Here is a 22,329-nt window from a genome sequence, read left to right on the forward strand (position 1 = left end):
CTTCGTCATCGTGTCGGTGCGGGTGGCGTCACGCCGCGCGCGAGGCGGCGGCGAGCCGGCCCAGCGTCGCGATCGCGGCGTCGACGCGGGCGTCGAACGGATGCCCGCAGTTGAGGCGCAGGCAGTGCCGGAAACGGCCCTGCAGCGAGAAGATCGGGCCCGGCGCGACACTGATGCCGTGCGAAAGCGCATGGCGGTGCACGTCGAGCGCGTCGACGTGCGCGGGCATCTCGACCCAGATGAAGTAGCCGCCGGCCGGTCGCGTCGCGCGCGTGCCTTCAGGGAAATGCCGCGCGATCGCACGCATCATCTCGCCCTGCTGCACCGACAAGGTGTGGCGCAGCTGCCGCAGGTGGCGGTCGTAGCCGCCTTTCTCGAGATAGTTCGCGAGCGTGGCCTGGGTCGGCGCCGCGGTGGCGATGCTGGTCGACAGCTTGAGCCGGGCGACGTCGCGCACGTGGCGGCCCGCGGCGGCCCAGCCGATGCGCCAGCCCGGCGCGAGGCATTTCGAGAACGACGAGCAGTGCATGACGATGCCGTCGCGATCGAAAGCCTTCGCCGGCGTCGGCCGGCGCGCGCCGTAGTAGAGCTCGCCGTAGACGTCGTCCTCGATGAGCGGCACGGCGTGGCGCGTGCACAGGTCGACGAGCGCGCGCTTGCGCTCGTCGGCCATGAGCGCGCCGAGCGGGTTCTGGAACGTGGTCATGAGCCAGCAGGCCTTCGGCTTGTGGCGCGTGAACACGCGTTCGAGGGCGTCGAGGTCGACGCCTTCGCGCGGATGCGTGGGCACCTCGATCGCCTGCAGACCGTTGCGTTCGAGCGCCTGCAGCGCGCCGTAGAACGTCGGCGATTCGATCACCACCGAATCGCCCGGCCGCGTGACCGCCATGAGGCAGAGGTTGAGCGCCTCGAGCGCACCGTTGGTGACGACGATGTCGTCGGCACGCACGTGCAGGCCGTCGGCGAGGTAGCGCAGCGCGATCTGGCGACGCAGCGCGGCGTTGCCGGGGCCGAGGTCGTCGACGCTGGCCCACGGGTCGAGCCGGTGCACGGTCGAGGCCATGACGCGCGCGAGGCGCGGCAGCGGAAACAGCAGCGGGCTCGGGAACGCCGAGCCGAGCGGCACGACTTCGCGCGCGCGCGTCGCCTCGAGGATCTCGAACACGCGCGCGCCGAGATCGACGGGCCGGCTGCCTTCGTCGGGCTGCGAGGCCGTCTCGGGTTCGGCCGGCAGCGTGCGCGGGCCGGCAGTGACGTAGTAGCCCGAGCGGTCGCGTGCGCGGATCATGCCGCGCGCCTCGAGCAGGTAGTAGGCATGGAACACCGTCGACGGGCTGACCTCGCGCGAGCGGCTGGCCTGGCGCACCGACGGCAGGCGGTCGCCCGGGCGCAGCACGCCTTCGCGGATCGAATCGGCGATCTCGTCGGCGAGGTGCTCGTAGCGCTTGGCGGCGGCGGTGGGCATGGCTGTATTGTCCGCGCCTCGATCTGATCGGAACAGATGCAGGATTGGTGAAAAACACCATATCAGTTGGCTCTGCGCCGCCCGGGTGCCCCGATTCGCCCGCGTTTCGGCCGATCCCGCCGCGGCCCGGCCCGCCGCGCGCGCTGCAATGCCTCCATCCCGCCATCGGAGGAGATGATTCATGCAGTTCAGAGACGGACAAGGTGCGACGCTCAAGGCGCTCGGTGTGGGATTCTTGGGCTTGCTCATGCTGATCCCGCTGCTGCAGGTGCGCCTGCTCATCGCGGAGCGCGAAGGCCTTGAACAGGAATCGCGCGCGACGATCGCTTCGCGCTGGGGCGGCGAGCAGGTCGTCGGCGGCCCCGTGCTCGTCGTGCCGGTGCGCACACAGGTGCAGAACGACAAGGGCTGGAGCGCGGTCGTGGTCAACCACTACCTGCTGCCCGACACGCTGCGCATAGGCGGCAGCCTCGCCACCGAGCGGCGTCGCTACGGCATCTACGAGACGCCGGTCTACACGGGCGATCTCGAGGTGTCCGGGCATTTCGAGACCGCCGCACTGGTCCCGCTCGGCAGCGGCGGTGGCGAGCCGCTGTGGGCCGACGCGCGGCTGCGCGTGCCCGTGTCGGACGTGCGCGGCATCCGGCGCATCTCGGCGATGCGCGTTGGCGGGCGCGAGTTCGCGTTCGGCCCCGGCGGCGACGTCGGCGGCATGTCGGCGACCGAGGTGGCGGTACCGCTCGCCGACCACGAGGCCGAGCGCATCGCGTTCGCCTACGACATGCGCCTCGCCGGCACCGCGCTCATGCGCTTCCTGCCGCTCGCACGCCAGACCGATGTCTCGCTCACGGCGCCGTGGCCCGATCCCGGTTTCACGGGCGCGTTCCTGCCGACGCGCCACGCGATCGACGAGAAGGGTTTCGAGGCGCAGTGGCAGGTGCTCGACCTCAACCGCTCGTTCGGCCAGCACTGGCGCGAGGGCACGATCAGCTTCGGCGCGCTCGATGCGGCCGCGTTCGGTGTCGAGCTGTACCAGCCTGCGGGCACCTACCAGCGCAACGAGCGCGCCGGCAAGTACGGCATCCTGTTCGTCGCGCTGACGTTCGTCGCGCTGTTCCTGTTCGACGCGCTCGGGCGCTGGCGCGTGCATCCCGTGCAATACCTGCTGGTCGGCCTCGCGCTGTGCACGTTCTACGTCGTGCTGCTCGCGCTTTCCGAACAGATCGGCTTCGGTCCTTCGTACGCGATCGCGGCCTGCGCGGTGATCGGCATCGTCGCGGGCTACGCGGCCGCGGCATCGCGGCGTCGCAGTGCGGGTGCCGCGCTCGGCGCGCTGCTGGCCGGTGTCTACGTGCTGCTGTACGGCCTCGTCATCAGCGAGCAGTACTCGCTGCTCATGGGCGCGATCGCGCTGCTTGCCGCCGTCGGCCTGCTCATGTACCTGACGCGTCGCGTGGACTGGTACGCTCTCGGCCCCGTCGTCGCGCCGCAGCCGGTGCCGCCTCCCGCCCCGCGCGCCGCCATGGAGTCCGCATGAACCTCCTCGCCATCGAAACCGCCACCGAGGGTTGCTCGGTGGCCTTGCTGGCCGGCGACGAGCTCGTCGTGCGCAGCGAGATCGCGCCGCGCCGCCACGCCGAACTGTTGCTGCCGATGTGCGACGCGGTCCTCGCCGAGGCGGGTCTGTCGCGCCGTAGCCTCGATGCGATCGCGGTCGGCCGCGGACCCGGTGCGTTCACGGGTGTGCGCCTCGCGATCTCGGCCGCGCAGGGCATCGCGCTCGCGCTGCACCTGCCGGTCGTGCCGGTGTCGTCGCTGGCCGCGCTCGCGATGGATGCACCGATCGAACACGGCCACATCCTCGCCGTGATCGACGCGCGCATGGGCGAGATCTACGCGGGCACGTTCCGCCGCACGGCCGACGGGCTCGTCGAGGCGAGCGGGCCCGAGACGGTCGGCCCTGCCTCGGGCCTCGCGGTGCATGGCCACCACGCCTGGGCCGTCGTCGGCACGGGTTGGGACACCTATGCCGAGGTGATCGCGGGCCGGCTCGACACGCCGCCCGCGTGGACCGCCGGCCAGCGCTTCCCGCAGGCCGCGGCGGTCGCCCGTCTCGCGATGCCGCGCCTGCGTGACGGCGAAGGCCTCGCCCCCGAACTCGCGCTGCCGGTGTACCTGCGCGACAAGGTCGCGCTCACGAGCGAGGAGCAGCGGCGCGCGCGTGCGAATGCGTGAGCGGCGCCCGCAGTGTTTCGATCAGGGCTGGGGTCAGGTTCATTTTTCCGATCAGGGCTGGGGTCAGGTTCATTTTTCCGGATCCACCCGTCGCCGTTGCGAGCACTGCGACTGAAAATGAACCTGACCCCGGGCTTCTTGCCGTGGCGTCACGCGGTCGAGTACGGGCACTCCCTTGGGTGGCAGCCCGCGAGGATGTCTCGCACGATGGCAGCGATGTTCCGGACGCCATGATGCCGCGACATCGCCGGCGTCCCGAGGCAGGTTGAGCGCGTGCGGCCGTCGCGGCCATCGCGTCGTGGCCGATCGACGGTCCATGCCGTTGCCGCGCCGTGCAGGCATGCTCAGCGTGTCGTGGCGTCGTCGCCTGGCATAGGGGCCGTGCACGCGGCATGGCCGTCGAGCGTTTCACAGCGCATGCGTGCGCGTGCCTCGGGAAATCGTGTCATCCAGGGTTCGTCTACGATCACGTAGAGCTCGTCGGCGCGCAGGTCCACGCGCGTGAGCTGCTCGCCGAGCGATGTGCAGTAGCTGGCCAGCTTTCCGCTGTCGATGCGCGCGAGATAGGCCGAGTTCAGGGTCATGCGGTGCTGCGCGGCGAGCATCAGGAACGGCATGAAGATGTCGTTCGGGCCGCAGCCTCGGGCGGGCAGCACGACGAGGTGGCGACGGTCCGTGGCCAGCGTGTTCCAGCGCGGATCACGCAGCAGCGAGCCTTCGGGAGCCTGCAAGGTGACGCTGCGCTTGACGAGCGCGTAGCCCATGGACTGGTTCGAGTCGAACTGCTGCACGGCCAGTGCGACGACGAGCATGCCGGTCGCGGCGCTTGTCCCGAAACGTCGCGCGACGAGCGCCAGCGACACGAAGAACAGCAGGTAGTAGAGCGGCCAGATGAAGCGGCCGGAGCTCCGGTACATCGCGATGAACGGGTTGTCGATCGGAGCATCGACGAGGACATGAGGTCCGAGCACGACGACGGTGCTCGTCGCGAACGCGGTCATCGCGAGCATGCTCGCGGCGAGTGGCCAGTGGCCGCGCACGGTGGCCGTCGCGTTGCGCCAGCGCGCGAGCGCCAGCCCGGCGGCGAGCAGAAAGACCAGCCACATGCCGGCCCCGGGCCACGCCGAACCTTCGTACTGGCCAGGTCCGACCGGGATCGACGGGATGTGGCGCGAGTTGTCCAGCGGATTGAGGAAGCCCAGGAGGTTGAACGAGTAGTAGCCGTACTGGACACCCGACAACGACGCGCTGTCGCGGATGATGAACGCGCCCGATAGCCACCACGTCACCAGGACGACCACGACGGCGATCAGGAGCTCGAGCAGCGCGCGCCGCCATCCGAGTGCACGTTGGATCACCCCGCGGTGCACGAGTGCTGCTGCGAATATCGGCAGCACCATCGCGGGAAAATACGGATGCACGAGGGCCGAGACCACGGCGAGCGAGCGCCACCGCCATCGCGCGACGACACCTCGCGTGGATGGCGCCGTGGTCGTGGACGCGTACAGCCACAGCGCCGCGAGGAGAAGCCATTGTGCGGTCAGCGTGTCGTGATTGAAGCGCGTCGCCATGATCGGTGCCGACACGAAGAGTGCCGCCGCGATGACGACGACCGGTGGTGATGCGCATACGCGCCGCATGAGCAGCGCGGCGAATCCGCCCAGCAACGTGTACGAGACGAACATCCACAGGCCGATGTACTGGAACGTCGGCGGCAGCCAAGTGGAGAGCGGCTTGAACAGGAACGCGAACAGCGGGAGCGAGTCGGTGTAGACGACCGAGGTGCCAATCGGGTACGTCAGCGTGGTGGTCTTGCCCGGCGGCCACGCCCACGGTGCGTCCCGAAACATCTCCCAGCCGCCGTAATGCTGGCCGAGATCGCCCGCGAGCAGCCAGTTGATCGAGGTCGGATCGAGCAGCGCACTGCCTACATCGCGCATGAAGACGGCGCTGCCGTAGAGGCTCCCGAGGACGAAGGCGCCTCGCGCATCGAAGCGGTTCGAGCGGATCATCGAAAGGCCCGCGAGCGCGAGCAGTGCCGTGATCACGAGGACGCTGGCGATGTCGCGCGCGAAGATCGGCGAAAGCGCCGCGGGCAGTCCGCCGTCCTGCAGCCACATGCGCATGATCGGCCACGCGCTGGCGGGCAAGGTCAGACACACCAGCATCCAGGCCAGTATGTCCTTCCTGGATGACGGTGCCACGGATGCGGGTATCGCGACCGCGACCATCGGGAATCCTTTCCGCCGCGCCGGGGGCCGTGCGCAGTCCATGCTGGAACGACGTGGACCGTCGCGCGGCGCATGCCGGCGACGACCCGGTGAACGTTACGGCGAGATCTCGAACGCGGTCTTCGCGAGAGGCTCGAGCGTGTCGCGTCGAAGGAACGCGATGACCAGCGGCTTGCGGGCGGCATCGGCGGGAACATAGCCGTCGAATCCGCGCTTGCCGTGCCATCGCCACGACATGGCGTCGCGCGTCGAGAAGCTCGTCTTCGCGAGGCCTGCCAATGCGCCGTCGGTGTCGTAGATCGCGATCACGGGTGCCGGATCCGCAGGGATGTCCTCCGGCAGGTATCCCTCGAACACGACCATATCGCGATCACCGCGCGTATCTCTCGCCTCGCGCACGCGACGACCGTGCATGACCGGCTCCGCGGCAGGCATGTCGCCCGCGAGCGGCGCATGGTCGCGCCACAGCGTGTATTCGGCCTCCGAGAACATCGATGCGCCGCGTTCCTCGAGCAGTTCCAGCGACATCGTGACGTCGTCGTAGCTCGCATCCGGGCCATCCGGGAACAGCGCCGCATCGCGGATGCCCATCTGCGCCGCGACGGCCGACAGCTGGTTGTTGCGATGCACGGCCGCCGACCATCCCGCCCACCAGGCCTGGCTTGGAAGGACGAGTGCGGCGACCACGAGCGCTGCGACGGCGATGCCGGCCGTGCGTGCGCGTCGTGAGGGATCGAGCGAAGCCACGAGATAGAGCGCGAGCCCCATCCAGAACAGTGCGCTCCACGGGAGATAGCGTTCCGCGACGATGTCGTGGGGCACGCTCTGGAAATGGCGCATGCGGGCGAGGCAGATGATCGCACCGACCGCGACCGACAAGGCCGCCATCCCTGCGGCGACGACTTGCCCGCGCGAGAGGTTCCTGCCCCGGCGTGCCGCGTGCGCGAGCATTGCGGCACCCGCGACGGCACCCAGTGCGCCGACCATCAGGGCTGCCCGCTCGGGCCAGCGGTCGCCGACGAGCGACGCGCCCGCCTGGGCCGTGGCCAGCAGCACGTTGCCGGGAATGCTGCCGCGTGCCTCGCGTTGCGCCCAGTCGATGAGCGGCGGATCGGCGAGGCCGAGCCAGGCATGCATCCACGGTGCCGCGAGCCATCGGAGCCCTACGGAAAGCCCGGCGAGTGGATCGAACAGCAGCGAACCGCGAACCCCGTCGTCACCCGGCATGCCGCCGAGGTAGGCGTATCCGACGATGCCCGCGCACGCGAGCGTGAGCAGGACGGCCCTCGACGGAAGGCGGAGCAGGACGGCTGTCACGAGAACTGCTGCAAACGCCGCCATGCCCGCACCGAAGCTGAAGGTCGCCGCCGTCGCGAGCAGGCTCGCGAGGGTCATCCACGCAAGCGCCCGGCTGCGTCGCGCGGCATGCGTGGCGACCAGCGCGAGTGCCGTGAACGCGGTGATGAAATAGACGTGCGTGACCTCGTTGCCGTGGATCAGCATGCGCGCGCTGCCGAGCCAGAGCACGCCGAGCGTGCCGATCAGGCAGGCCAGCATGACGTGCAGCCCCGGCGCGCGTTCGCCCGTTGCGGGAGACGCCTGGCGCGTGGACCAGGCGACGATCGCGACCGTCGCGAAGGCGGCCAACCCGCCCAGCAGGCGCTGCAGCGACTGGTCGGCGCCGAACCATGCGAGTTCGGCGACGCGCACCATGGCCGGCAGCACGGGGCGATGTCCGTTCTCGTTCTGCAGCACCGAGTCCGGGAACGGTACCGTGAGGTACTTCGGGTAGAAGTGGTACTGGTCGAAGGCGATGTAGCCGAGGCCGAAGTTCACCATGACGCTCAGCGCCCCGAGCATCCAGAACAGCGCGAAGGCGCCGGTGGCCCAGGTCAGGATGACGGTGAATACACGCGCTCGGGGAATCGACAAGCCAGCCTCCTGCCATGTGCGCCGCACGGCGCACTCCAGATGACGACATCGGGTGGATGCGCGTCGCAGGCGCATCGTCGTCTCGTTGTCGGAACGTTGCGGCGCCACGCATGACGCCGCACGTTCGATCACGCAAGCATAGCGTCAGCGGCGCGCAGGGGGCGAGGCCGGTCGAGCGACTGCGCGATGATCTCGTCCGATCACGGTGTTCCGGCGAGCACGCGACTGCGCAGCAGGCAGAACGCGCGCTCGTCGCCTTGCTGGGACGCGGGGTCGGAATTGCGCGTGTCGCCGACGGTGACGAAGTCGAGCACGTCCCAGCCCGTGCGGTCGATGATGCGGCGCAGTCCCTGCTCGGAGAAGATCCAGTAATTGGTCGGATCGTTGTTGGTCTCGGTCGGCGCAACGAGGTACGCCGCGGGGATCGAGCGCAGTTCGACGCGCTCGGGGTTCACGCCGCCGGCGCCGCGTGCCGACGGCACGACGTTGTAGCGCGTGATGCGTGTGCTCAGCACCGCATGCCGCGCGAGCCGGGCGAGGCTCTCGAGTGCGTTGTACGGGTTCTTGAGGTGGTAGAAGATGCCGAGGAAGAACGCGAGGCCGTAACGCTCGCCGGGGAGATCGAAGCGCGCATCGAGGTCCACCTCGTGGATCGACACCGACGATGCAAGGTGCTCCTTGATCAGCTTCACGCCCCTGCAGCCGTTGAAGTTCGTGGGCGAGTAGTCGATGACATGGGCGTCGAGTCCGAGCGACTCGAGGAAGAACGCCGAATCGCCGTCGGCGGCGCCGATGTCGGCGACCGGGGCGCCACCCGCGAGCGCGAGCAGGTCGCGGTTCGCGCCGGTGAGCAGCCGGTCGAGATGATCGAAGTTGGTCAGCGTGCCGTAGGGATACCAGCCGAAATCGGGAGACAGCGCCTGCTTCTTCTCGTCGAGCTGATTGCCGAACGCGCGCGCCTGGCGTGCGATGTCGCGGATATCCATCGATGGCGTTCCTGGTTGCTGGGATTGTCGTGCCGACGGGGCCGGTCGCGTGCGCCGATCCCGGCATGCGCACGTACCGCGTCGCCACGGCACACGCCACCATCGCTCACGCCGTGATCGATCGGAGGCATGCGGACGCCGAGCGTGCTCGAAGCAGCGCGGCAGCGCAAGCCTGTCGCGCGCCGCGGACAACCGTGGTCTAGGCTTCGTCGCCGGGATGTCTTGGTTGCGGCAACCGTGCCAGCGCGTCGTCGATGTCCTGGCGTCCGCGCGCACGCAGCAACGGCGGAGCGTGCCGCCTCAGTTCGCGCCGATCCAGTGCATTGACCACTTCGCGCACCTCGAGGATGAGGCCCGGGTGCATGCTGAAACTCGTGAGGCCGAGCGCGAGCAGCAGCGCGGTGTGGCGTGTCTCTCCGGCCATCTCGCCGCACAGCGTGACGGGGCGGCCCGCACGGCGGCCGACCGTGATGACGTGGGCGAGCAGCTTGAGCACGGCCGGGTGCAGCGGATCGTAGAGCGTGCCGAGTTCGTCGTTGTTGCGGTCGACCGCGAGCGTGTACTGCACGAGGTCGTTGGTGCCGATCGAGACGAAGTCGAGGTGCTGGATCATCGAGGGCAGCGCGATCGCGGCGGCCGGCACTTCGATCATCGCGCCGAGCTCGACATGGTCGGCTATCGCGTGGCCCTGGCCGCGCAGCTCCTGCGCACACTCGCCGAGCATGCGCCGGACGGTGTGGATTTCCTCGATGCAGCTGATCATCGGCACGAGCACGCGCACGGGGCCGTAGGCGGTCGCGCGCAGGATCGCGCGCAACTGCGTGTACATGAGCTGCGGCGTGCGCAGCGACAGGCGCACGCCGCGCACGCCGAGCGCGGGATTCGGCTCGTCGCGCAGCGCGAGGCCGGCGCCGTCGACCTTGTCGGCGCCGAGGTCGAGCGTGCGGATCGTCGCGGGCAGGCCGCCCATGCCGAGTACGACGTCGCGATAGGCGAGGAACTGCTCTTCCTCGCCGGGCGGATCGCGGCGCTGCAGGAACAGGAATTCGGTGCGGTACAGGCCGATGCCCGAGGCGCCGCAGGCACGTGCCTGGGCGACATCCGAGGCGAGTTCGGCATTCGCGTTCAACTGGATCGGCATGCCATCGAGCGTGCGCGTCTCGGCCGTGCGCAGGCGTGACAGGCGCTTGTCCTGCTGCGCCATCTCGCGCTGCCACTGGCGATAGCCGGCGAGGTCCTGCGCGGTCGGGTGGACGATGACCTCGCCGCTGTCGCCGTCGACGAGCACGAGGTCGCCGTCGCGCAGGTGCGAGAGTGCGTCGTGCGCGCCGACGACCATCGGCAGGCGCATCGAGCGCGCGAGGATCGCGCTGTGCGAGAGCGTGCTGCCCGCACTGAGCACGAGGCCGAGCAGACCGTGTTCGGCCAGCGGCACGAGCTCGGCCGGCGCGACCGTGTCGCTGACCAGCACTTCGCCGACGCGCGAGGCGAGCTTGCGTTCCTCGACGCTGGATTCGCGCGCGAGCGCGCCCTGCACGCGGCCGATGACGTGCTCGATGTCTTCGCGGCGGCTGCGCAGGTAGGCGTCGTCCATCGCCTCGAACACGGCGACGAGGCTGTCGCGCTGCAGCTTGAGCGCGGCGCTGGCGCGGTAGTGGCCCTTGCCGATGAGGTCGTGCAGGCCGCGCACGAATTCCGGATCCTGCAGGATCAGGCTGTGCGCATCGATGAATTCGGCGACCTCGCGTGCGAGCGGACCATCGAGCTTGTCGCGCAGCGCACGCAGTTCGGCCAGCGCGATCGTCAGCGCGGCGTCGAGGCGCTCGAGTTCGTCGGCGACTTCGGCATGGTCGAGCGGAGTCTCGTCGACGAGGTAACGGCTGGGCTGCTCGAGGCGAGCGCGTCCGAGCGCCTTGCCACGCGATGCACCGCTGCCGGTGAGAATGAGTCGCACTCGCGGTCCTTGTCCTTTGAGCCACGCGCTCCCTGTCCGCGCGGCGTGTCGGGGATGTCGTTCGTTACTGGCCCTCGTCGAACTTGCGCTCGAAGAGGTCGACGAGCGCCGCGATCGCGGCTTCCTCGTCCGGGCCCTCGGCGCGCAGACGGATGACCGAACCGAGTCCGGCCGCGAGCATCATGACGCCCATGATGCTCTTCGCGTTGACCTCCTTGCCGCGGTGGATCATGAACACGCTGGACTGGAAGCCGTGCAGGGTCTGCACGAGCTTGGCCGACGCGCGCGCATGGAGGCCGAGCTTGTTGCTGATGGTGATGTCCTGTTCAAGCATGATCGATGAAGATTCCTCCGCGCCCGCCGGTGGCTGCCGTCTGGGCGAGCTCGTCGAGCGATTGTTCGGGATAGTTGAGCACGCGCAGCAGCATCGGCAGATTGAGGCCGGAGACGCAGTGCGTGTTGAGGCCGAGCGACGGCATGCGCTGGGCCACGTTGCACGGGGTGGCACCGTAGAGGTCGGTCAGCACGAGCACGCCGTCGCCCTCGTCGAGGCCGCGCGCGTGCGCGGCGGCGTCACGCAGCGTATGTTCGGGATCGGCACTGGCACCGACTTCGAGCACGTCGAGCGGCATCGGCAGCTTGCCGAGCACGTGGCGTGCGGCGCCGACGAGTGCTTCGCCCATTGCCTCGTGCGTCATCAGGAGAACACCGACACTCATCGCAGGGACCCCGGGACGCCATCGTCCAGTGGTGCAGGGTACCCGAGTGCGAGAACCGGCGGGAGGGGGCCGCGCCGGAAGCTCATTCGAGCTCGCGGTGGTAGGTCAGCACCTGCTCGTAGGTGCCGCGGAAGTGCTCGGCGAGGCGTTCGACGAGGTGGACCGAGCGGTGGCGGCCACCGGTGCAGCCGATGCACGTGGTGACGTAGCTGCGACCTTCGTTGCGGAAGCGCGGCAGCCACGTGTCGAGGAACGTGCGCAGCTGTTCGAGGAACAGCGCGGCGTCGCCCTGCGCCTCGAGCCAGGCGCGCACCGGCGCGTCGCGCCCGGTCAGCGGGCGCAACTGGGCGTTCCAGTGCGGGTTGGGCAGACAGCGCGCATCGAACACGAAATCGGCGTCGGTCGGCACGCCGCGCTTGTAGGCGAACGATTCGAACAGCAGCGTGAGTGTGCCGGCCGACATGCCGAGTTCGGCGATGACGAGGCGGCGCAGCTGGTGGACGTTGAGCTCGCTCGTGTCGATGACGCGGTCGGCGATCGCCGCGGTCGGCTGCATGAGCTTGCGTTCGACCGCGATCGCACCGGCCAGGCCGAGGCCATCGCCCGACAGTGGATGGCGGCGGCGCGTCTCGGAGTAGCGCTTGATGAGCACGTCGTCGCGCGTGTCCAGGAACACGAGCTCGTAGTCGATGCCGACCTCGGCGAGGCCGGCGAGCACGCCGGGCAGGCGGTCGAGGTCGTCGGCGCGGTTGCGCACGTCGACGCCGACCGCGAGCTTGGGATGCAGGCCGGCGTCCTCGCTGACGGCGCGCACGAACGCCGGCATCAGCGCGCTGGGCAGGTTGTCGACGCAGTAGTAGTCGAGGTCCTCGAGCGTACGCAGCGCGACCGACTTGCCCGAGCCGGACAGGCCGCTGACGACGATGAGGCGGGTCTTGCCGGTTGCTTCGCTCATCGCGTCACCACGGCGGCAGGCGGCGCAGCTGGTGCGCCTGGCGGTCGACGAAGGTCTGTGCGGGATCCAGTCCCTTGGACTTGAGCATGTGGCTGCGCACCGCGGCTTCCGCGAGCACGGCGATGTTGCGGCCCGAGGCGACCGGGATGACGATCTGCGGGATCTGCACGTCGAGCACCTCGCGGTAGCCGACGTCGCCGTACAGGCGCTTCATGGCGTCTCCGGTGCCGAAGTTCTTCATCGGCTCGAGGTGGACGATGAGGCGAAGGTACTTCGACGGCTTGACCGCGGTGTGACCGAACATCTCGCGCACGTTGAGCACGCCGAGGCCACGCACCTCGAGCAGGTCGCGCAGCATCTCGGGGCAGGTGCCGTCGACGACGTCGGGCGCGATCAGCGTGAACTCGGGTGCGTCGTCGGCGACGAGGCGGTGGCCACGCGTGATGAGTTCGAGCGCGAGTTCGCTCTTGCCAGTGCCGCTCTCGCCCGTGATCAGCACGCCGATCGAGTTCACCTCCATGAGCACGCCATGCAGCGTGATCTGCCGCGCGAGCCCGCGCGCGAGGTGGTACTGCAGGTACGTCAGCAGTTCGTGGCCGCGCTTGGGGCTGATCCACAGCGGCGTCTGCGATTCCTCGGCCGCTTCGCGCACGTCGCCCGGGATCGGCTGGTCCTTGGTGACGAGCAGCGCGATCGGCTTGTAGGCCATGATCTTCTCGACCGTCTCCCAGCGCTGGCGCGGATCGAGGCTGTCGAGGTAGTTGAGCTCCTCGGTGCCGATGATCTGCACCTTGTTCGGGTAGATGATGTTGAGGTAGCCGATCTGCGAGGGGCGTCGCGACTGGCTGTCGCCGGGCTCGATGGCGCGGTTCTCGCCGCGCATGCCGGCGATCCAGCGCAGCTGCATGCGTTCGCCGACGGTGTCGTAGAGTTGCCGGGCGGTCAGTCGGTCCATCAGGGGCCTCGCACGCGGTTGGCGCTGAAGGTGGCCAGCTCTCTGCGCAGCGTGGCGGCATCGCCGGCCTCGCGCAAGGCTCCGGTAACGCCCGCGTCGGAGAACAGCTCGGCGAACTCGGCGAGCAGGATCAGGTGCTGGTCGGTGAAATGGCTCGGTACCACGAGTGCGGCGACGAGGTCGACGGGCTTGCCGTCGATCGCACCGAAATCGATCGGCGTGGCCAGGCGGACGAACGCCGCCCGCGGTGTGGACACGGCGTCGAGGCGTCCGTGCGGGATCGCGACGCCGTGGCCGAGCCCGGTCGACACGAGGGCCTCGCGCGCGACGAGCGCATCGCGGACCGAGCCGATGTCGTCGGGCGATCCTGCGAGGATGCCGGCGAGCGTGTCGAGCAGGGTGGCCTTGTCGGGTACGTCGAGGCACGCGCGCACGCGTTCGACCGGGAGGATCTCGAGGAAGGGCATCGCGGGTGGTCTTGCGGAATCAGCCGGAAGTATTGCATCGGCATGCGCGCGTTGTCGCGCGTGGACCACCGTGCCGCGGTGTCCCGCCGCACGAGGCGGCGGGACGGGCAGGGAATCAGGCGTAACGCGCGTCGCGTACGTCGTGGTTGTGGTGGTCGGTGACCTTTTCCTTGTGCTTGCGCACCTGGTTGGTCAGCTTGTCGGCCAGTGCGTCGATCGCGGCGTACATGTCGGGGGCGACGGCATCGGCATGCAGCGCCTTGCCGGAGACGGTCAGGGTCGCTTCGGCCTTGTGCAGCAGCTTCTCGACGCTGAGCACGATCGACACGTCATGCAAGTGATCGAAATGCTTCGTCAAGCGCTCGAGTTTCGCCTCGGCGTGCTCGCGCAGCGCGGGCGTGACGTCGATCTGGTGGCCTTTGACGGTGATCTGCATGACTGCCTCCTTCGTGGTTCGCCTCGGCAGGTGCCTCGGCGTTTGAAAAAGCATGGCGCTGATCGTGTGACCTGCGATGGCTCCGAGTGTTCCCCAGACGACATGATCGTCGTGTGAAGAAATCGCTCAGCCGAGCCGGCAGCGGTCGTTGGATGACGGAATGTTCAGGGCTTCCCGGTACTTGGCGACGGTGCGGCGCGCGACGCTGATGCCGCGGCGGTTCAGTTCGGCGGCGAGCGCCTGGTCCGACAGCGGGCGTGCGGCCTTCTCGTCGTCGATGAGCTTGCGGATCATGGCCTGGATCGCCGTGGCCGAGGCGGCGCCGCCGTCGACCGTCGACACGCCGCTCGAGAAGAAGTACTTGAACTCGAACGTGCCGCGCGGGGTGTGCAGGTACTTGCGCGTGGTGACGCGCGAGACCGTCGATTCGTGCATCTCGATCTCCTCGGCGACATCGCGCAGCACGAGCGGGCGCATCGCCTCGGCGCCGAATTCGAGGAAGCCCTGCTGTGCGCGCACGATCGCCTGCGCCACCTTGAGCATGGTCTCGGCGCGCGTCTTGAGGCTCTTGATGAGCCAACGGGCTTCCTGCAGCTGGCCGCGCAGGTAGTTCGCATCGTCGCGGCGCGCGCGCGCGATCAGGCTGGCGTAATGCTCGTTGATCGCGAGGCGCGGCTGGCAGTTGGCCGACAGCGAGACCTGCCAGCGTCCGTTGACCTTGACGGCGTAGGCATCGGGTGCGACGAACTCCGACGGGCCGCTCGAGAAACCCGCGCCCGGTTTGGGCGTCAGCGAGCGCACGAGCGCGATCGCGACATCGAGCTGCTCGGGTGTCGCGCGCAGTTTCTGGCACAGGCGAGCGCGATCGTTGCGGGCAAGCGTCTCGAGGTGTTCCGCGACGAGCTGGCGCGCGGTGTCGAGGCCGGGTGTGTCGACGTCGAAACCGTCGAGCTGGACCTCGAGGCACTCACGCAGCGAGCGCGAGGCGACGCCGACGGGGTCGAAGCGCTGGACGAGGTGGCGCACGGCCTCGACCTCGTCCTCGCCGACCGCGAACAGGCCGACGAGGCTGCCCGCGATCGCCTCGTTGGACTCGGACAGGTAACCGTCCTCGCCGATCGCCTCGATGATCGCCGTCGCGATGGCGCGGTCTCGCGCCGACAGTGGGGTCAGGTTCAGCTGCCAGAGCAGGTGGTCGCGCAGGTCCTCGGCTTCGGCGTCCTGCGACTCGAGGCCTTCGTCGTCGGCACCCGCGGCATTGCGATGTTCGTTGCGCTCGGCGCCGAGGTCGAGCGGGCCATCGTCGAAATCGGGCGTGGCGTCGATGGGTTCGGCGTCCGACGCCGTCTCGACCGGCACGCTGTCGGTGTAGTCCTGGAGCGCGACCTGCTCCTCCTCCGTGGCTTCGTCCTCCTCGGCCTCGGCGAGGTCGAGAAGCGGGTTCGATTCCAGCGCGAGGTTCAGTTCCAGCTCGAGCTCCATGCTCGACAGCTGCAACAGCTTGATCGCCTGCTGCAGCTGGGGCGTAAGGGCCAGTTGGGACTGGACGCGGAGTTGTAGCGCGGGTTTCATGCCCCAGCGGTCTTCAGTGCAGTTGCATGCAATCCTAACGCCAAGCCAACGGGGCGTCATGTCTTGACGGCGGCGCGATGCAGGTCCAACCTCCGGGGCTGACCTCGGCCGAACCTGTTTCCTCCCGACGGCATGCCGCATCACCGCGTGCGACCGTCGTCGCGATGCGCCGGCGGCGTCTTCCCTCGATCTTGCCGGAAGCGGCGCTCCTGCCGTCACGAACTGTGCGTCGCACGGCCTGTGTCGCTCCACCGGACGGTGGCCCGCGCTCGCCGGGGCAGGTGCTCACATGCGGAATTCGCGGCCGAGGTAGACCTCGCGCACCTGCTCGTTGGCGAGCACCTCGTCCGGCGCGCCCTCGGTGAGCACGCCGCCGCCACTCATGATGTAGGCACGATCGCAGATGCCGAGCGTCTCGCGCACGTTGTGGTCGGTGATCAGGATGCCGATGCCGCGCGCCTTGAGCTGGCGCACGATGCGCTGGATGTCGACGACCGAGATCGGGTCAATGCCCGCGAACGGCTCGTCGAGCAGCAGGAAGCGCGGCTTGGCCGCGAGCGCGCGCGTGATCTCGACGCGTCGGCGCTCGCCGCCCGAGAGGCTCACGCCCTTGCTCGACGCGATGTGGGTGATCTGCAGTTCGTCGAGCAGCGCGTCGAGCTCGGCCTTGCGTCCGGCTGCATCGAGGTCGCGGCGCAGCTCGAGGATCGCCATGACGTTGTCGGCGACCGACAGGCGCCGGAACACCGAGGGCTCCTGCGGCAGGTAGCCGACGCCGAGGCGTGCGCGCTCGTGCATCGGCATCGAGGTGATCGGCCGGTCGTCGATCGCGATGTCGCCTCCGTCCGCCGCGACGAGGCCTACGACCATGTAGAAGCACGTGGTCTTGCCTGCGCCGTTCGGGCCGAGCAGGCCGACGACCTCGCCCTGGTCGAGCGAGAAGCTGAAGTCGCGGACGACGGTGCGGCCGGCGTAGGCCTTGCGCAGGTGACTCGCGGTCAGCATCAGGGCGTGCCGCCGGGGGCCTTGGGCGGCTGTTTCGGCTTGGGCTTGAAGATCAGTTCGACCTGGCCGCCGCTGCCCTCGGAGGAGCCGCCCTCCATCGCGCCCGTGTTGGTGTTGTAGACCATGTGCGGACCGCGGAACTGGCTCTTGCCTTCCTGGATCACGACGACGTCGCCGGTCAGTTCGGCGATGCCGGTGCCGTCGTTGTAGTCGATCGTCGCGGCCTGGGCGCTCATGCTGCCGCCGTCGTCGAGGCGCTGCTCCATGCGCGCGGGCGCACCGGTCAGCACGAGACGGCGCACCGCGGTGTCGGCGTCGGGCGCGCTGACGTCGAAGATGCGCGCCTGGTCGCCGCGTGCCTTGAGCGAGCCCTGCACCATGCTTACGGCACCGGTCAGCAGCGTGTGGTCGGGTTCGCCTCCCGGGTTGCGCGTGCCGCCGAGCATGCTCTTCTGGTGGTTCGCGCGCACCTTGAGCTCCTGCTCGCGGTCGCTGCTCAGCGCGAATGCGGGCGCCGATGCAAGGATCAGGAGAAGACACGGCGCGAGCACGCGCACCGCACGGTCAGCGGCGCTTGCGGTTCGGCTCGAAGGTGTTCTGGACATCGGACAGGAACTCCATGGTTCTCGTGTTCAGATCGCCGCGCAATCCGGTGCCGCTCAGTATAGAGCCGGGCTGCGTGATGCGCGCCGGCGCATCGGTGGCCAGCGTGCGCGCCTTGGGATGGATGGTCAGGTCGGCCGTCTCGATCGTCGCCGGCTTGAGCGTCGGCGTCGGCGTGCGACGCATGCGCACGTCGCCTTCCAGGCGCATCGTCGAGCCATCGCGGTTGACCCAGGCCGACTGCGAGGTGCCGATCCACGGATTGCCGTCGTTGTCGACGAGCACGTAGTCCGGCGTCGTCACGAAGATCGAGCCGTCCTCTGCACCACGCACGAGGCGCGGGCCACTGACCGTCATCGCGAGCTTGCCCTGGTCGTCGAGCGCGTGCAGCGTGAAGGTCTCGAGGGCATAGCCCGAGCGCGGCGGGCCGCGGAACGGCTCGGGTTCGGGGCGCGGGCGGGTCAGCCAGAGCAGGATCTGCGTCGTCGCGGCGACCAGCGCGAGCACGACGATGACGATGCGACGACGCCCGCTCATGGCGTGCTGCCGCGCACGACGGCGCCCGGACACGACATGGCCGGCCCGCGCACCACGGGATCAGCGCGTTCCGAGATGATGGGCGAGCTCGCTTTCGCCACGGCCCTGCGCACACAGCAGCAGATCGCAGACCTCGCGCACGGCGCCATGCCCGCCGGCGAGGCGCGTGCGCCAGTTCGAACGCTCGCGCACCCATGGATGCGCGTTGGCGACCGCGATCGACAGGCCGACCGCCTGCATGACCGCGAGGTCGGGCAGGTCGTCGCCGGTGTAGGAGCATTGCGAGGCGTCGAGGTCGAGCGATGTCAGCATCGCCTGCAGGCAGGCGCGCTTGTCCTTCTGGCCCTGGTGCACGTGGGTGATGCCGAGCTCGGCCATGCGCCGGGCGACCAGCGCGCTCGTGCGTGCCGTGATGATGGCGACCTCGATGCCGTTGGCCTGCAGGCGCTTGAGGCCGAGGCCGTCGTGCACGTGGAAGGCCTTGGTCTCGCGGCCATCCTCGGCGTACCAGAGCTTGCCGTCGGTGAGCACGCCATCGACGTCGAACACGGCGAGCTTCACGCGCGCGGCGCGCTCGCGGAGGTCGGCGGGCAGGTCGTCGAGGTGGCTGTAGGGCATGCGAAGGAACCGCGTGCGAAAGGGCGCGCAGTCTAGCGCGCCTGGCGTGAACGGGCGTTCAGACGACGCGCGCGCGCATGAGGTCGTGGATGTTGAGCGCGCCGACGACGCGATTCTCCGCATCGACGACGAGCAGCGCGTGGATCTTGTGCGCCTCCATGACGCGCGCCGCCTCGACCGCGAGCTTGTCGGCGGTGATCGTCTTCGGGTTCTGCGACATGAGGCGGCCGACCGGGGTGTCGCGCAGGTCGATGTCGTCGTCGTCGACGGCGCGGCGCAGGTCGCCGTCGGTGAACACGCCGGCGAGGCGGCCCTCCTCGTCGACGACCGCGGTCATGCCGAGGCCCTTGCGGGTCATTTCCACGAGCGTCGCGGTCAGCGAGGCGTTGCGGTCGACGACCGGCACGCGGTCGCCCGAATGCATGATGTCGCTGATGTGCACGAGCAGGCGGCGGCCGAGCGAGCCGGCCGGGTGCGAGCGCGCGAAGTCCTCCGACGTGAAGCCGCGCGCCTCGAGCAGCGCGATCGCGAGCGCGTCGCCCATCGCGAGCGCGGCCGAGGTGCTCGCGGTCGGCGCGAGGCCGAGCGGGCAGGCCTCGGCGGGTACGGCGACGTCGAGGTGCACGTCGGCGAGGCGCGCGAGCGAGGAGTACTCGTTGCCGGTCATCGCGATCAGCGGCACGTTCTGGCGCTTGATCAGCGGCAGGATCATGAGCAGCTCGTCGGTCTCGCCCGAATTGCTCAGCGACAGCACGACGTCCTTGTGCGTGATCATGCCGAGGTCGCCGTGGCTGGCCTCGGCCGGGTGCACGAAGAACGCCGGCGTGCCGGTCGAGGCCAGCGTTGCCGCGATCTTGTTGGCGATGTGGCCGGATTTGCCCATGCCGGTCACGACGACGCGGCCCGGGCAATCGAACATGAGCTGGCAGGCGCGCAGGAAGCTGCCGTTGATGCGGTCGCGCAGCGCGTCGATCGCGCGTGCCTCGGTGTCGATGACGGCCAGCGCGCTGCGCCGGATCGTCTCGGCATCGAGCAGGGGGTGGGACAGGGAGAGCGCTGCGGCGTGGTTGGGGTTCATCGAGAGGGTCGGATCGAGCAGCGAGAGGGCCCGGTCGGCCGGGTCGAGTTTTCGGCGCCGGAGGATTTTGAGTACCATGTCGCCCCCCCAAGTGTAACGGTAACCCGCGTCCGTGCTAAGACGGACGCGCACGGCCCGCCGTCGCAAGCCCGCCAGGATTCCGCCCCATCGTGGACACCCGAACCATCCAGACTCTCATCGAGCAAGGCCTTCCCGGCGCGGAAGTGCTCGTCGAAGGCGCCGACGGCGTGCATTTCGAGGCGCGTGTGGTCAGCGCGGCGTTCGCCGGCAAGTTGCCGCTGGCGCGTCACCGCATGGTCTACGCGACGCTCGGCGAGCTCATGGGCGGCGCGATCCACGCGCTGTCGCTGCGCACGCTGACGCCCGAAGAGGCCGCGCGCGCAGGTTGACACGATGCCGGTGCGCCATCTGGCGCGCCGGTCCCGGGATGCCGCGATCCTTCGCGCTTCCTTTCCTTACCTACAGCGACCCGACATTCCATGGCCAAGATCGTGATCAACGGCGGTGCGCCGCTCCAGGGCGAGGTGCAGATCTCCGGCGCCAAGAACGCCGTGCTGCCGATCCTCGCCGCGAGCCTGCTCGCCGACGAGCCCGTGCTGATCGGTAACGTGCCGCACCTGCACGACGTCACCACGACGATGGAACTGCTCGGCCAGATGGGCGTGCAGCTGGTCGTCGACGAGCGCATGAAGATCCACGTCGACCCGCGCACGGCCGACCGTTATTTCGCGCCGTACGACCTCGTCAAGACGATGCGCGCGTCGATCCTCGTGCTCGGCCCGCTGGTCGCGCGCTTCGGCGAGGCCGAGGTGTCGCTTCCCGGCGGCTGCGCGATCGGCTCGCGCCCGGTCAACCTGCACATCCAGGGCCTGCAGGCGCTCGGCGCCGACGTGCGCGTCGAGAACGGCTACATCAAGGCCCGCGCCAAGCGCCTCAAGGGCGCGCGCATCAACCTCGACCTGGTCACCGTGACCGGCACCGAGAACCTCATGATGGCCGCCGCGCTGGCCTCGGGCACGACCATCATCGAGAACGCGGCTCAGGAGCCCGAGGTCGTCGATCTCGCCAACTGCCTCAACAGCATGGGCGCGAAGGTCTACGGCGCCGGTACCAACACGATCACGATCGACGGCGTCGAGCGCCTGCACGGCACGACGTACGACGTGCTGCCCGACCGCATCGAGACCGGTACGTTCCTGGTCGGCGCCGCGATCACGGGTGGCAAGGTGCTCGCGCGCAACGCGCGCCCGAAGACCCTCGACGCGGTGCTCGGCAAGCTCGAGGACACCGGTGCGCACGTCTCGACGGGCGACGACTGGATCGAGGTCGACATGCGCGGCCGCCGCCCGAAGGCGATCAACATCACGACCGCGCCGTACCCGGCGTTCCCGACCGACATGCAGGCGCAGTTCACCGCGCTCAACTGCGTCGCCGAAGGCGTCGGCGTGATCACCGAGACGGTGTTCGAGAACCGCTTCATGCACGCGCTCGAGCTGCAGCGCCTCGGCGCCGACATCCAGCTCGAGGGCAACACGGCGATCATCAAGGGCGTGCCGACGATGACCGGTGCGCCGATGATGGCGACCGACCTGCGCGCCTCGGCGTCGCTCGTGCTGGCCGGCCTCGTCGCGACGGGCGACACGATCGTCGATCGCGTCTACCACATCGATCGCGGCTACGAGAACATCGAGGAAAAGCTCGGTTCGCTCGGCGCGCGCATCCGCCGCCTGCCGGCCTGAGTCCCGACAAGCCCGTCACCGGCCCCGCGCGTCGCGGGCGGTGACGGCATCGTGCCGGACTACTTCAGGGACGCCAGCCGCAGCGTGATGGTGTCGCCCTTGTTCTCGACCTGCTCGATCTGCACGGGCACCCAGCCGGTCTTCGCGGAGAACCAGCTCGTGGAGGTGCGCTTGGCACGCTTGCGCTCCAGGCACGCGGTCGCATAGCGGCCGGCCGGCACGCTGAGCTGTGCTTCGCCGCAGGACGCGTACTGCATGTCCTCGATGCCGTCCTTCATCGCCACCTTGTAGTCGTGCGAGGTGCGTCCGCGCGCGAGGTCGCTGGCCAGCGCGAGCATCACGGCGTGGCGGTCGATCGTGCCGGGCACGAGCGCGTACGTCGCATCGTCGTCGCCGTCCTGCATGCTGACCTGGTTCGCCTTCCAGTCGAACTCGGCATGGCGCTTGCGCGACTTGAACGCGGCCTCCTGGCGGAAGTCGTACCGCACGGACTCGGGCTTGTCGTCCTGCCATCGCACCGTCGATTCCTCGACGACGTCGAGGCCAGCCATCTTGGCGAGTCCCTCGGTACCGCGGGTCGTCGTCTTGAGCGTCCACGTGGTATCGGCGTTCTCGCGCAGCTCGATGGTGGTGCGGCCGAGCGGCTTGCCGTTGCGCAGCACCACGTAGTCGGCCGTGAAGGGGCTCAGCGGGGACGCCGCGAGGACAGGCGTCACGGGAAGAACGAAGGCCAGTGCGGCAAGGACGAGACGGTTCAAGCGGTTCTCCGGGGTTCCAGGCGCGCGAGTGTGCGGGCGCGCGCATGAACGCCGGCCCTGATG

Annotated in this window: 22 protein-coding genes; 4 read left to right on the forward strand and 18 right to left on the reverse strand. The window is 69.2% G+C overall.

The genetic code is table 11. The features are described from left to right. Window positions 1-28 precede the first annotated feature (28 nt). Window positions 29-1,465 carry a PLP-dependent aminotransferase family protein gene (locus tag ACQQ2N_RS13635; RefSeq protein WP_440222123.1) on the reverse strand — a complete coding sequence of 479 codons (1,437 nt, stop codon included), beginning with the start codon at window positions 1,463-1,465 and terminating at the stop codon, window positions 29-31. Between the two features lie 181 nt (window positions 1,466-1,646). On the opposite strand from ACQQ2N_RS13635, the gene creD reads away from it, so the two are divergent. Beyond that, window positions 1,647-3,002 carry a cell envelope integrity protein CreD gene (creD, locus tag ACQQ2N_RS13640; RefSeq protein WP_440222124.1) on the forward strand — a complete coding sequence of 452 codons (1,356 nt, stop codon included), beginning with the start codon at window positions 1,647-1,649 and terminating at the stop codon, window positions 3,000-3,002. Continuing rightward, window positions 2,999-3,700: a tRNA (adenosine(37)-N6)-threonylcarbamoyltransferase complex dimerization subunit type 1 TsaB gene (tsaB, locus tag ACQQ2N_RS13645; protein WP_440222125.1), complete on the forward strand. Its 702-nt coding sequence runs from the start codon at window positions 2,999-3,001 to the stop codon at window positions 3,698-3,700. The genes creD and tsaB overlap by 4 nt, the downstream gene beginning before the upstream one ends. A 344-nt stretch (window positions 3,701-4,044) precedes the next feature. Here the strand turns inward: tsaB and ACQQ2N_RS13650 are convergent, their stop codons facing one another. From ACQQ2N_RS13650 to ACQQ2N_RS13725, 16 genes are all read right to left on the reverse strand, one after another. After that, window positions 4,045-5,862 (reverse strand): DUF6311 domain-containing protein, encoded by a 1,818-nt coding sequence (locus tag ACQQ2N_RS13650; protein WP_440222126.1) that lies wholly within the window; start codon window positions 5,860-5,862, stop codon window positions 4,045-4,047. 165 nt (window positions 5,863-6,027) lie between these two features. Then, window positions 6,028-7,863, reverse strand: a complete 1,836-nt coding sequence (locus ACQQ2N_RS13655) for a hypothetical protein (protein WP_440222127.1) — start codon at window positions 7,861-7,863, stop codon at window positions 6,028-6,030. Window positions 7,864-8,063: 200 nt separating this feature from the next. Next, a complete protein-coding gene (locus ACQQ2N_RS13660; RefSeq protein ID WP_440222128.1) occupies window positions 8,064-8,849 on the reverse strand; it encodes a class I SAM-dependent methyltransferase in 786 nt (261 codons plus the stop codon). Window positions 8,850-9,048: 199 nt separating this feature from the next. Further along, window positions 9,049-10,803, reverse strand: coding sequence for a phosphoenolpyruvate--protein phosphotransferase (ptsP, locus tag ACQQ2N_RS13665; protein ID WP_440222130.1), 1,755 nt, complete (start codon window positions 10,801-10,803; stop codon window positions 9,049-9,051). Window positions 10,804-10,867: 64 nt separating this feature from the next. Further along, window positions 10,868-11,137 carry an HPr family phosphocarrier protein gene (locus ACQQ2N_RS13670; RefSeq protein ID WP_440222131.1) on the reverse strand — a complete coding sequence of 90 codons (270 nt, stop codon included), beginning with the start codon at window positions 11,135-11,137 and terminating at the stop codon, window positions 10,868-10,870. Then, a complete protein-coding gene (locus tag ACQQ2N_RS13675; RefSeq protein WP_440222132.1) occupies window positions 11,130-11,522 on the reverse strand; it encodes a PTS sugar transporter subunit IIA in 393 nt (130 codons plus the stop codon). The genes ACQQ2N_RS13670 and ACQQ2N_RS13675 overlap by 8 nt, the downstream gene beginning before the upstream one ends. An 82-nt stretch (window positions 11,523-11,604) precedes the next feature. After that, window positions 11,605-12,477, reverse strand: coding sequence for an RNase adapter RapZ (gene rapZ / locus ACQQ2N_RS13680; protein WP_440222133.1), 873 nt, complete (start codon window positions 12,475-12,477; stop codon window positions 11,605-11,607). A gap of 4 nt (window positions 12,478-12,481) precedes the next feature. Then, window positions 12,482-13,435, reverse strand: coding sequence for an HPr(Ser) kinase/phosphatase (hprK, locus tag ACQQ2N_RS13685; RefSeq protein ID WP_440225765.1), 954 nt, complete (start codon window positions 13,433-13,435; stop codon window positions 12,482-12,484). Then, the gene (locus ACQQ2N_RS13690) at window positions 13,432-13,899 is read right to left on the reverse strand and encodes a PTS sugar transporter subunit IIA (RefSeq protein WP_440222135.1); all 468 of its coding nucleotides are present in this window, start codon (window positions 13,897-13,899) and stop codon (window positions 13,432-13,434) included. Before ACQQ2N_RS13690 ends, hprK begins: the two co-directional genes overlap by 4 nt. Window positions 13,900-14,014: 115 nt before the next feature. Beyond that, window positions 14,015-14,335, reverse strand: coding sequence for a ribosome hibernation-promoting factor, HPF/YfiA family (gene hpf / locus ACQQ2N_RS13695; protein ID WP_440222136.1), 321 nt, complete (start codon window positions 14,333-14,335; stop codon window positions 14,015-14,017). 126 nt (window positions 14,336-14,461) lie between these two features. Then, entirely contained in the window at window positions 14,462-15,907 is a 1,446-nt protein-coding gene (locus tag ACQQ2N_RS13700) for an RNA polymerase factor sigma-54 (protein WP_440222137.1), read from the reverse strand. Window positions 15,908-16,192: 285 nt separating this feature from the next. Next, window positions 16,193-16,912 (reverse strand): LPS export ABC transporter ATP-binding protein, encoded by a 720-nt coding sequence (lptB, locus tag ACQQ2N_RS13705; RefSeq protein ID WP_440222138.1) that lies wholly within the window; start codon window positions 16,910-16,912, stop codon window positions 16,193-16,195. After that, window positions 16,912-17,517, reverse strand: coding sequence for a lipopolysaccharide transport periplasmic protein LptA (lptA, locus tag ACQQ2N_RS13710; RefSeq protein ID WP_440222139.1), 606 nt, complete (start codon window positions 17,515-17,517; stop codon window positions 16,912-16,914). Before lptA ends, lptB begins: the two co-directional genes overlap by 1 nt. Then, window positions 17,477-18,052: an LPS export ABC transporter periplasmic protein LptC gene (gene lptC, locus ACQQ2N_RS13715; RefSeq protein WP_440222140.1), complete on the reverse strand. Its 576-nt coding sequence runs from the start codon at window positions 18,050-18,052 to the stop codon at window positions 17,477-17,479. Before lptC ends, lptA begins: the two co-directional genes overlap by 41 nt. Window positions 18,053-18,112: 60 nt before the next feature. Then, window positions 18,113-18,670: a KdsC family phosphatase gene (locus ACQQ2N_RS13720; RefSeq protein ID WP_440222141.1), complete on the reverse strand. Its 558-nt coding sequence runs from the start codon at window positions 18,668-18,670 to the stop codon at window positions 18,113-18,115. Between the two features lie 58 nt (window positions 18,671-18,728). Further along, window positions 18,729-19,748 (reverse strand): KpsF/GutQ family sugar-phosphate isomerase, encoded by a 1,020-nt coding sequence (locus tag ACQQ2N_RS13725; RefSeq protein WP_440222143.1) that lies wholly within the window; start codon window positions 19,746-19,748, stop codon window positions 18,729-18,731. Between the two features lie 170 nt (window positions 19,749-19,918). Between ACQQ2N_RS13725 and ACQQ2N_RS13730 the strand changes: the two genes are divergently transcribed. Together ACQQ2N_RS13730 and murA are read left to right on the forward strand one after the other, a co-directional pair. Beyond that, a complete protein-coding gene (locus ACQQ2N_RS13730; RefSeq protein WP_440222144.1) occupies window positions 19,919-20,158 on the forward strand; it encodes a BolA family protein in 240 nt (79 codons plus the stop codon). 90 nt (window positions 20,159-20,248) lie between these two features. Then, on the forward strand, window positions 20,249-21,508 hold the full coding sequence (murA, locus tag ACQQ2N_RS13735) for a UDP-N-acetylglucosamine 1-carboxyvinyltransferase (RefSeq protein ID WP_440222145.1): 1,260 nt from the start codon (window positions 20,249-20,251) through the stop codon (window positions 21,506-21,508). A 59-nt stretch (window positions 21,509-21,567) separates the two neighbouring features. On the opposite strand, the gene ACQQ2N_RS13740 is transcribed toward murA, so the two are convergent. Continuing rightward, window positions 21,568-22,266 (reverse strand): DUF3108 domain-containing protein, encoded by a 699-nt coding sequence (locus tag ACQQ2N_RS13740; protein WP_440222146.1) that lies wholly within the window; start codon window positions 22,264-22,266, stop codon window positions 21,568-21,570. Between the last annotated feature and the right edge of the window lie 63 nt (window positions 22,267-22,329).

The organism is Dokdonella aquatica, assembly GCF_051987395.1.
Taxonomy (GTDB): domain Bacteria; phylum Pseudomonadota; class Gammaproteobacteria; order Xanthomonadales; family Rhodanobacteraceae; genus Dokdonella.

Coding starts and splice junctions, on each gene's coding strand:
- ACQQ2N_RS13635 (WP_440222123.1), bottom strand. CDS start 1,465: ATGCCCACCGCCGCCGCCAAGCGCTACGAGCACCTCGCCGACGAGATC.
- creD (WP_440222124.1), top strand. CDS start 1,647: ATGCAGTTCAGAGACGGACAAGGTGCGACGCTCAAGGCGCTCGGTGTG.
- tsaB (WP_440222125.1), top strand. CDS start 2,999: ATGAACCTCCTCGCCATCGAAACCGCCACCGAGGGTTGCTCGGTGGCC.
- ACQQ2N_RS13660 (WP_440222128.1), bottom strand. CDS start 8,849: ATGGATATCCGCGACATCGCACGCCAGGCGCGCGCGTTCGGCAATCAG.
- ACQQ2N_RS13670 (WP_440222131.1), bottom strand. CDS start 11,137: ATGCTTGAACAGGACATCACCATCAGCAACAAGCTCGGCCTCCATGCG.
- ACQQ2N_RS13675 (WP_440222132.1), bottom strand. CDS start 11,522: ATGAGTGTCGGTGTTCTCCTGATGACGCACGAGGCAATGGGCGAAGCA.
- rapZ (WP_440222133.1), bottom strand. CDS start 12,477: ATGAGCGAAGCAACCGGCAAGACCCGCCTCATCGTCGTCAGCGGCCTG.
- ACQQ2N_RS13690 (WP_440222135.1), bottom strand. CDS start 13,899: ATGCCCTTCCTCGAGATCCTCCCGGTCGAACGCGTGCGCGCGTGCCTC.
- hpf (WP_440222136.1), bottom strand. CDS start 14,335: ATGCAGATCACCGTCAAAGGCCACCAGATCGACGTCACGCCCGCGCTG.
- ACQQ2N_RS13700 (WP_440222137.1), bottom strand. CDS start 15,907: ATGAAACCCGCGCTACAACTCCGCGTCCAGTCCCAACTGGCCCTTACG.
- lptB (WP_440222138.1), bottom strand. CDS start 16,912: ATGCTGACCGCGAGTCACCTGCGCAAGGCCTACGCCGGCCGCACCGTC.
- lptA (WP_440222139.1), bottom strand. CDS start 17,517: ATGTCCAGAACACCTTCGAGCCGAACCGCAAGCGCCGCTGACCGTGCG.
- lptC (WP_440222140.1), bottom strand. CDS start 18,052: ATGAGCGGGCGTCGTCGCATCGTCATCGTCGTGCTCGCGCTGGTCGCC.
- ACQQ2N_RS13720 (WP_440222141.1), bottom strand. CDS start 18,670: ATGCCCTACAGCCACCTCGACGACCTGCCCGCCGACCTCCGCGAGCGC.
- ACQQ2N_RS13725 (WP_440222143.1), bottom strand. CDS start 19,748: ATGAACCCCAACCACGCCGCAGCGCTCTCCCTGTCCCACCCCCTGCTC.
- murA (WP_440222145.1), top strand. CDS start 20,249: ATGGCCAAGATCGTGATCAACGGCGGTGCGCCGCTCCAGGGCGAGGTG.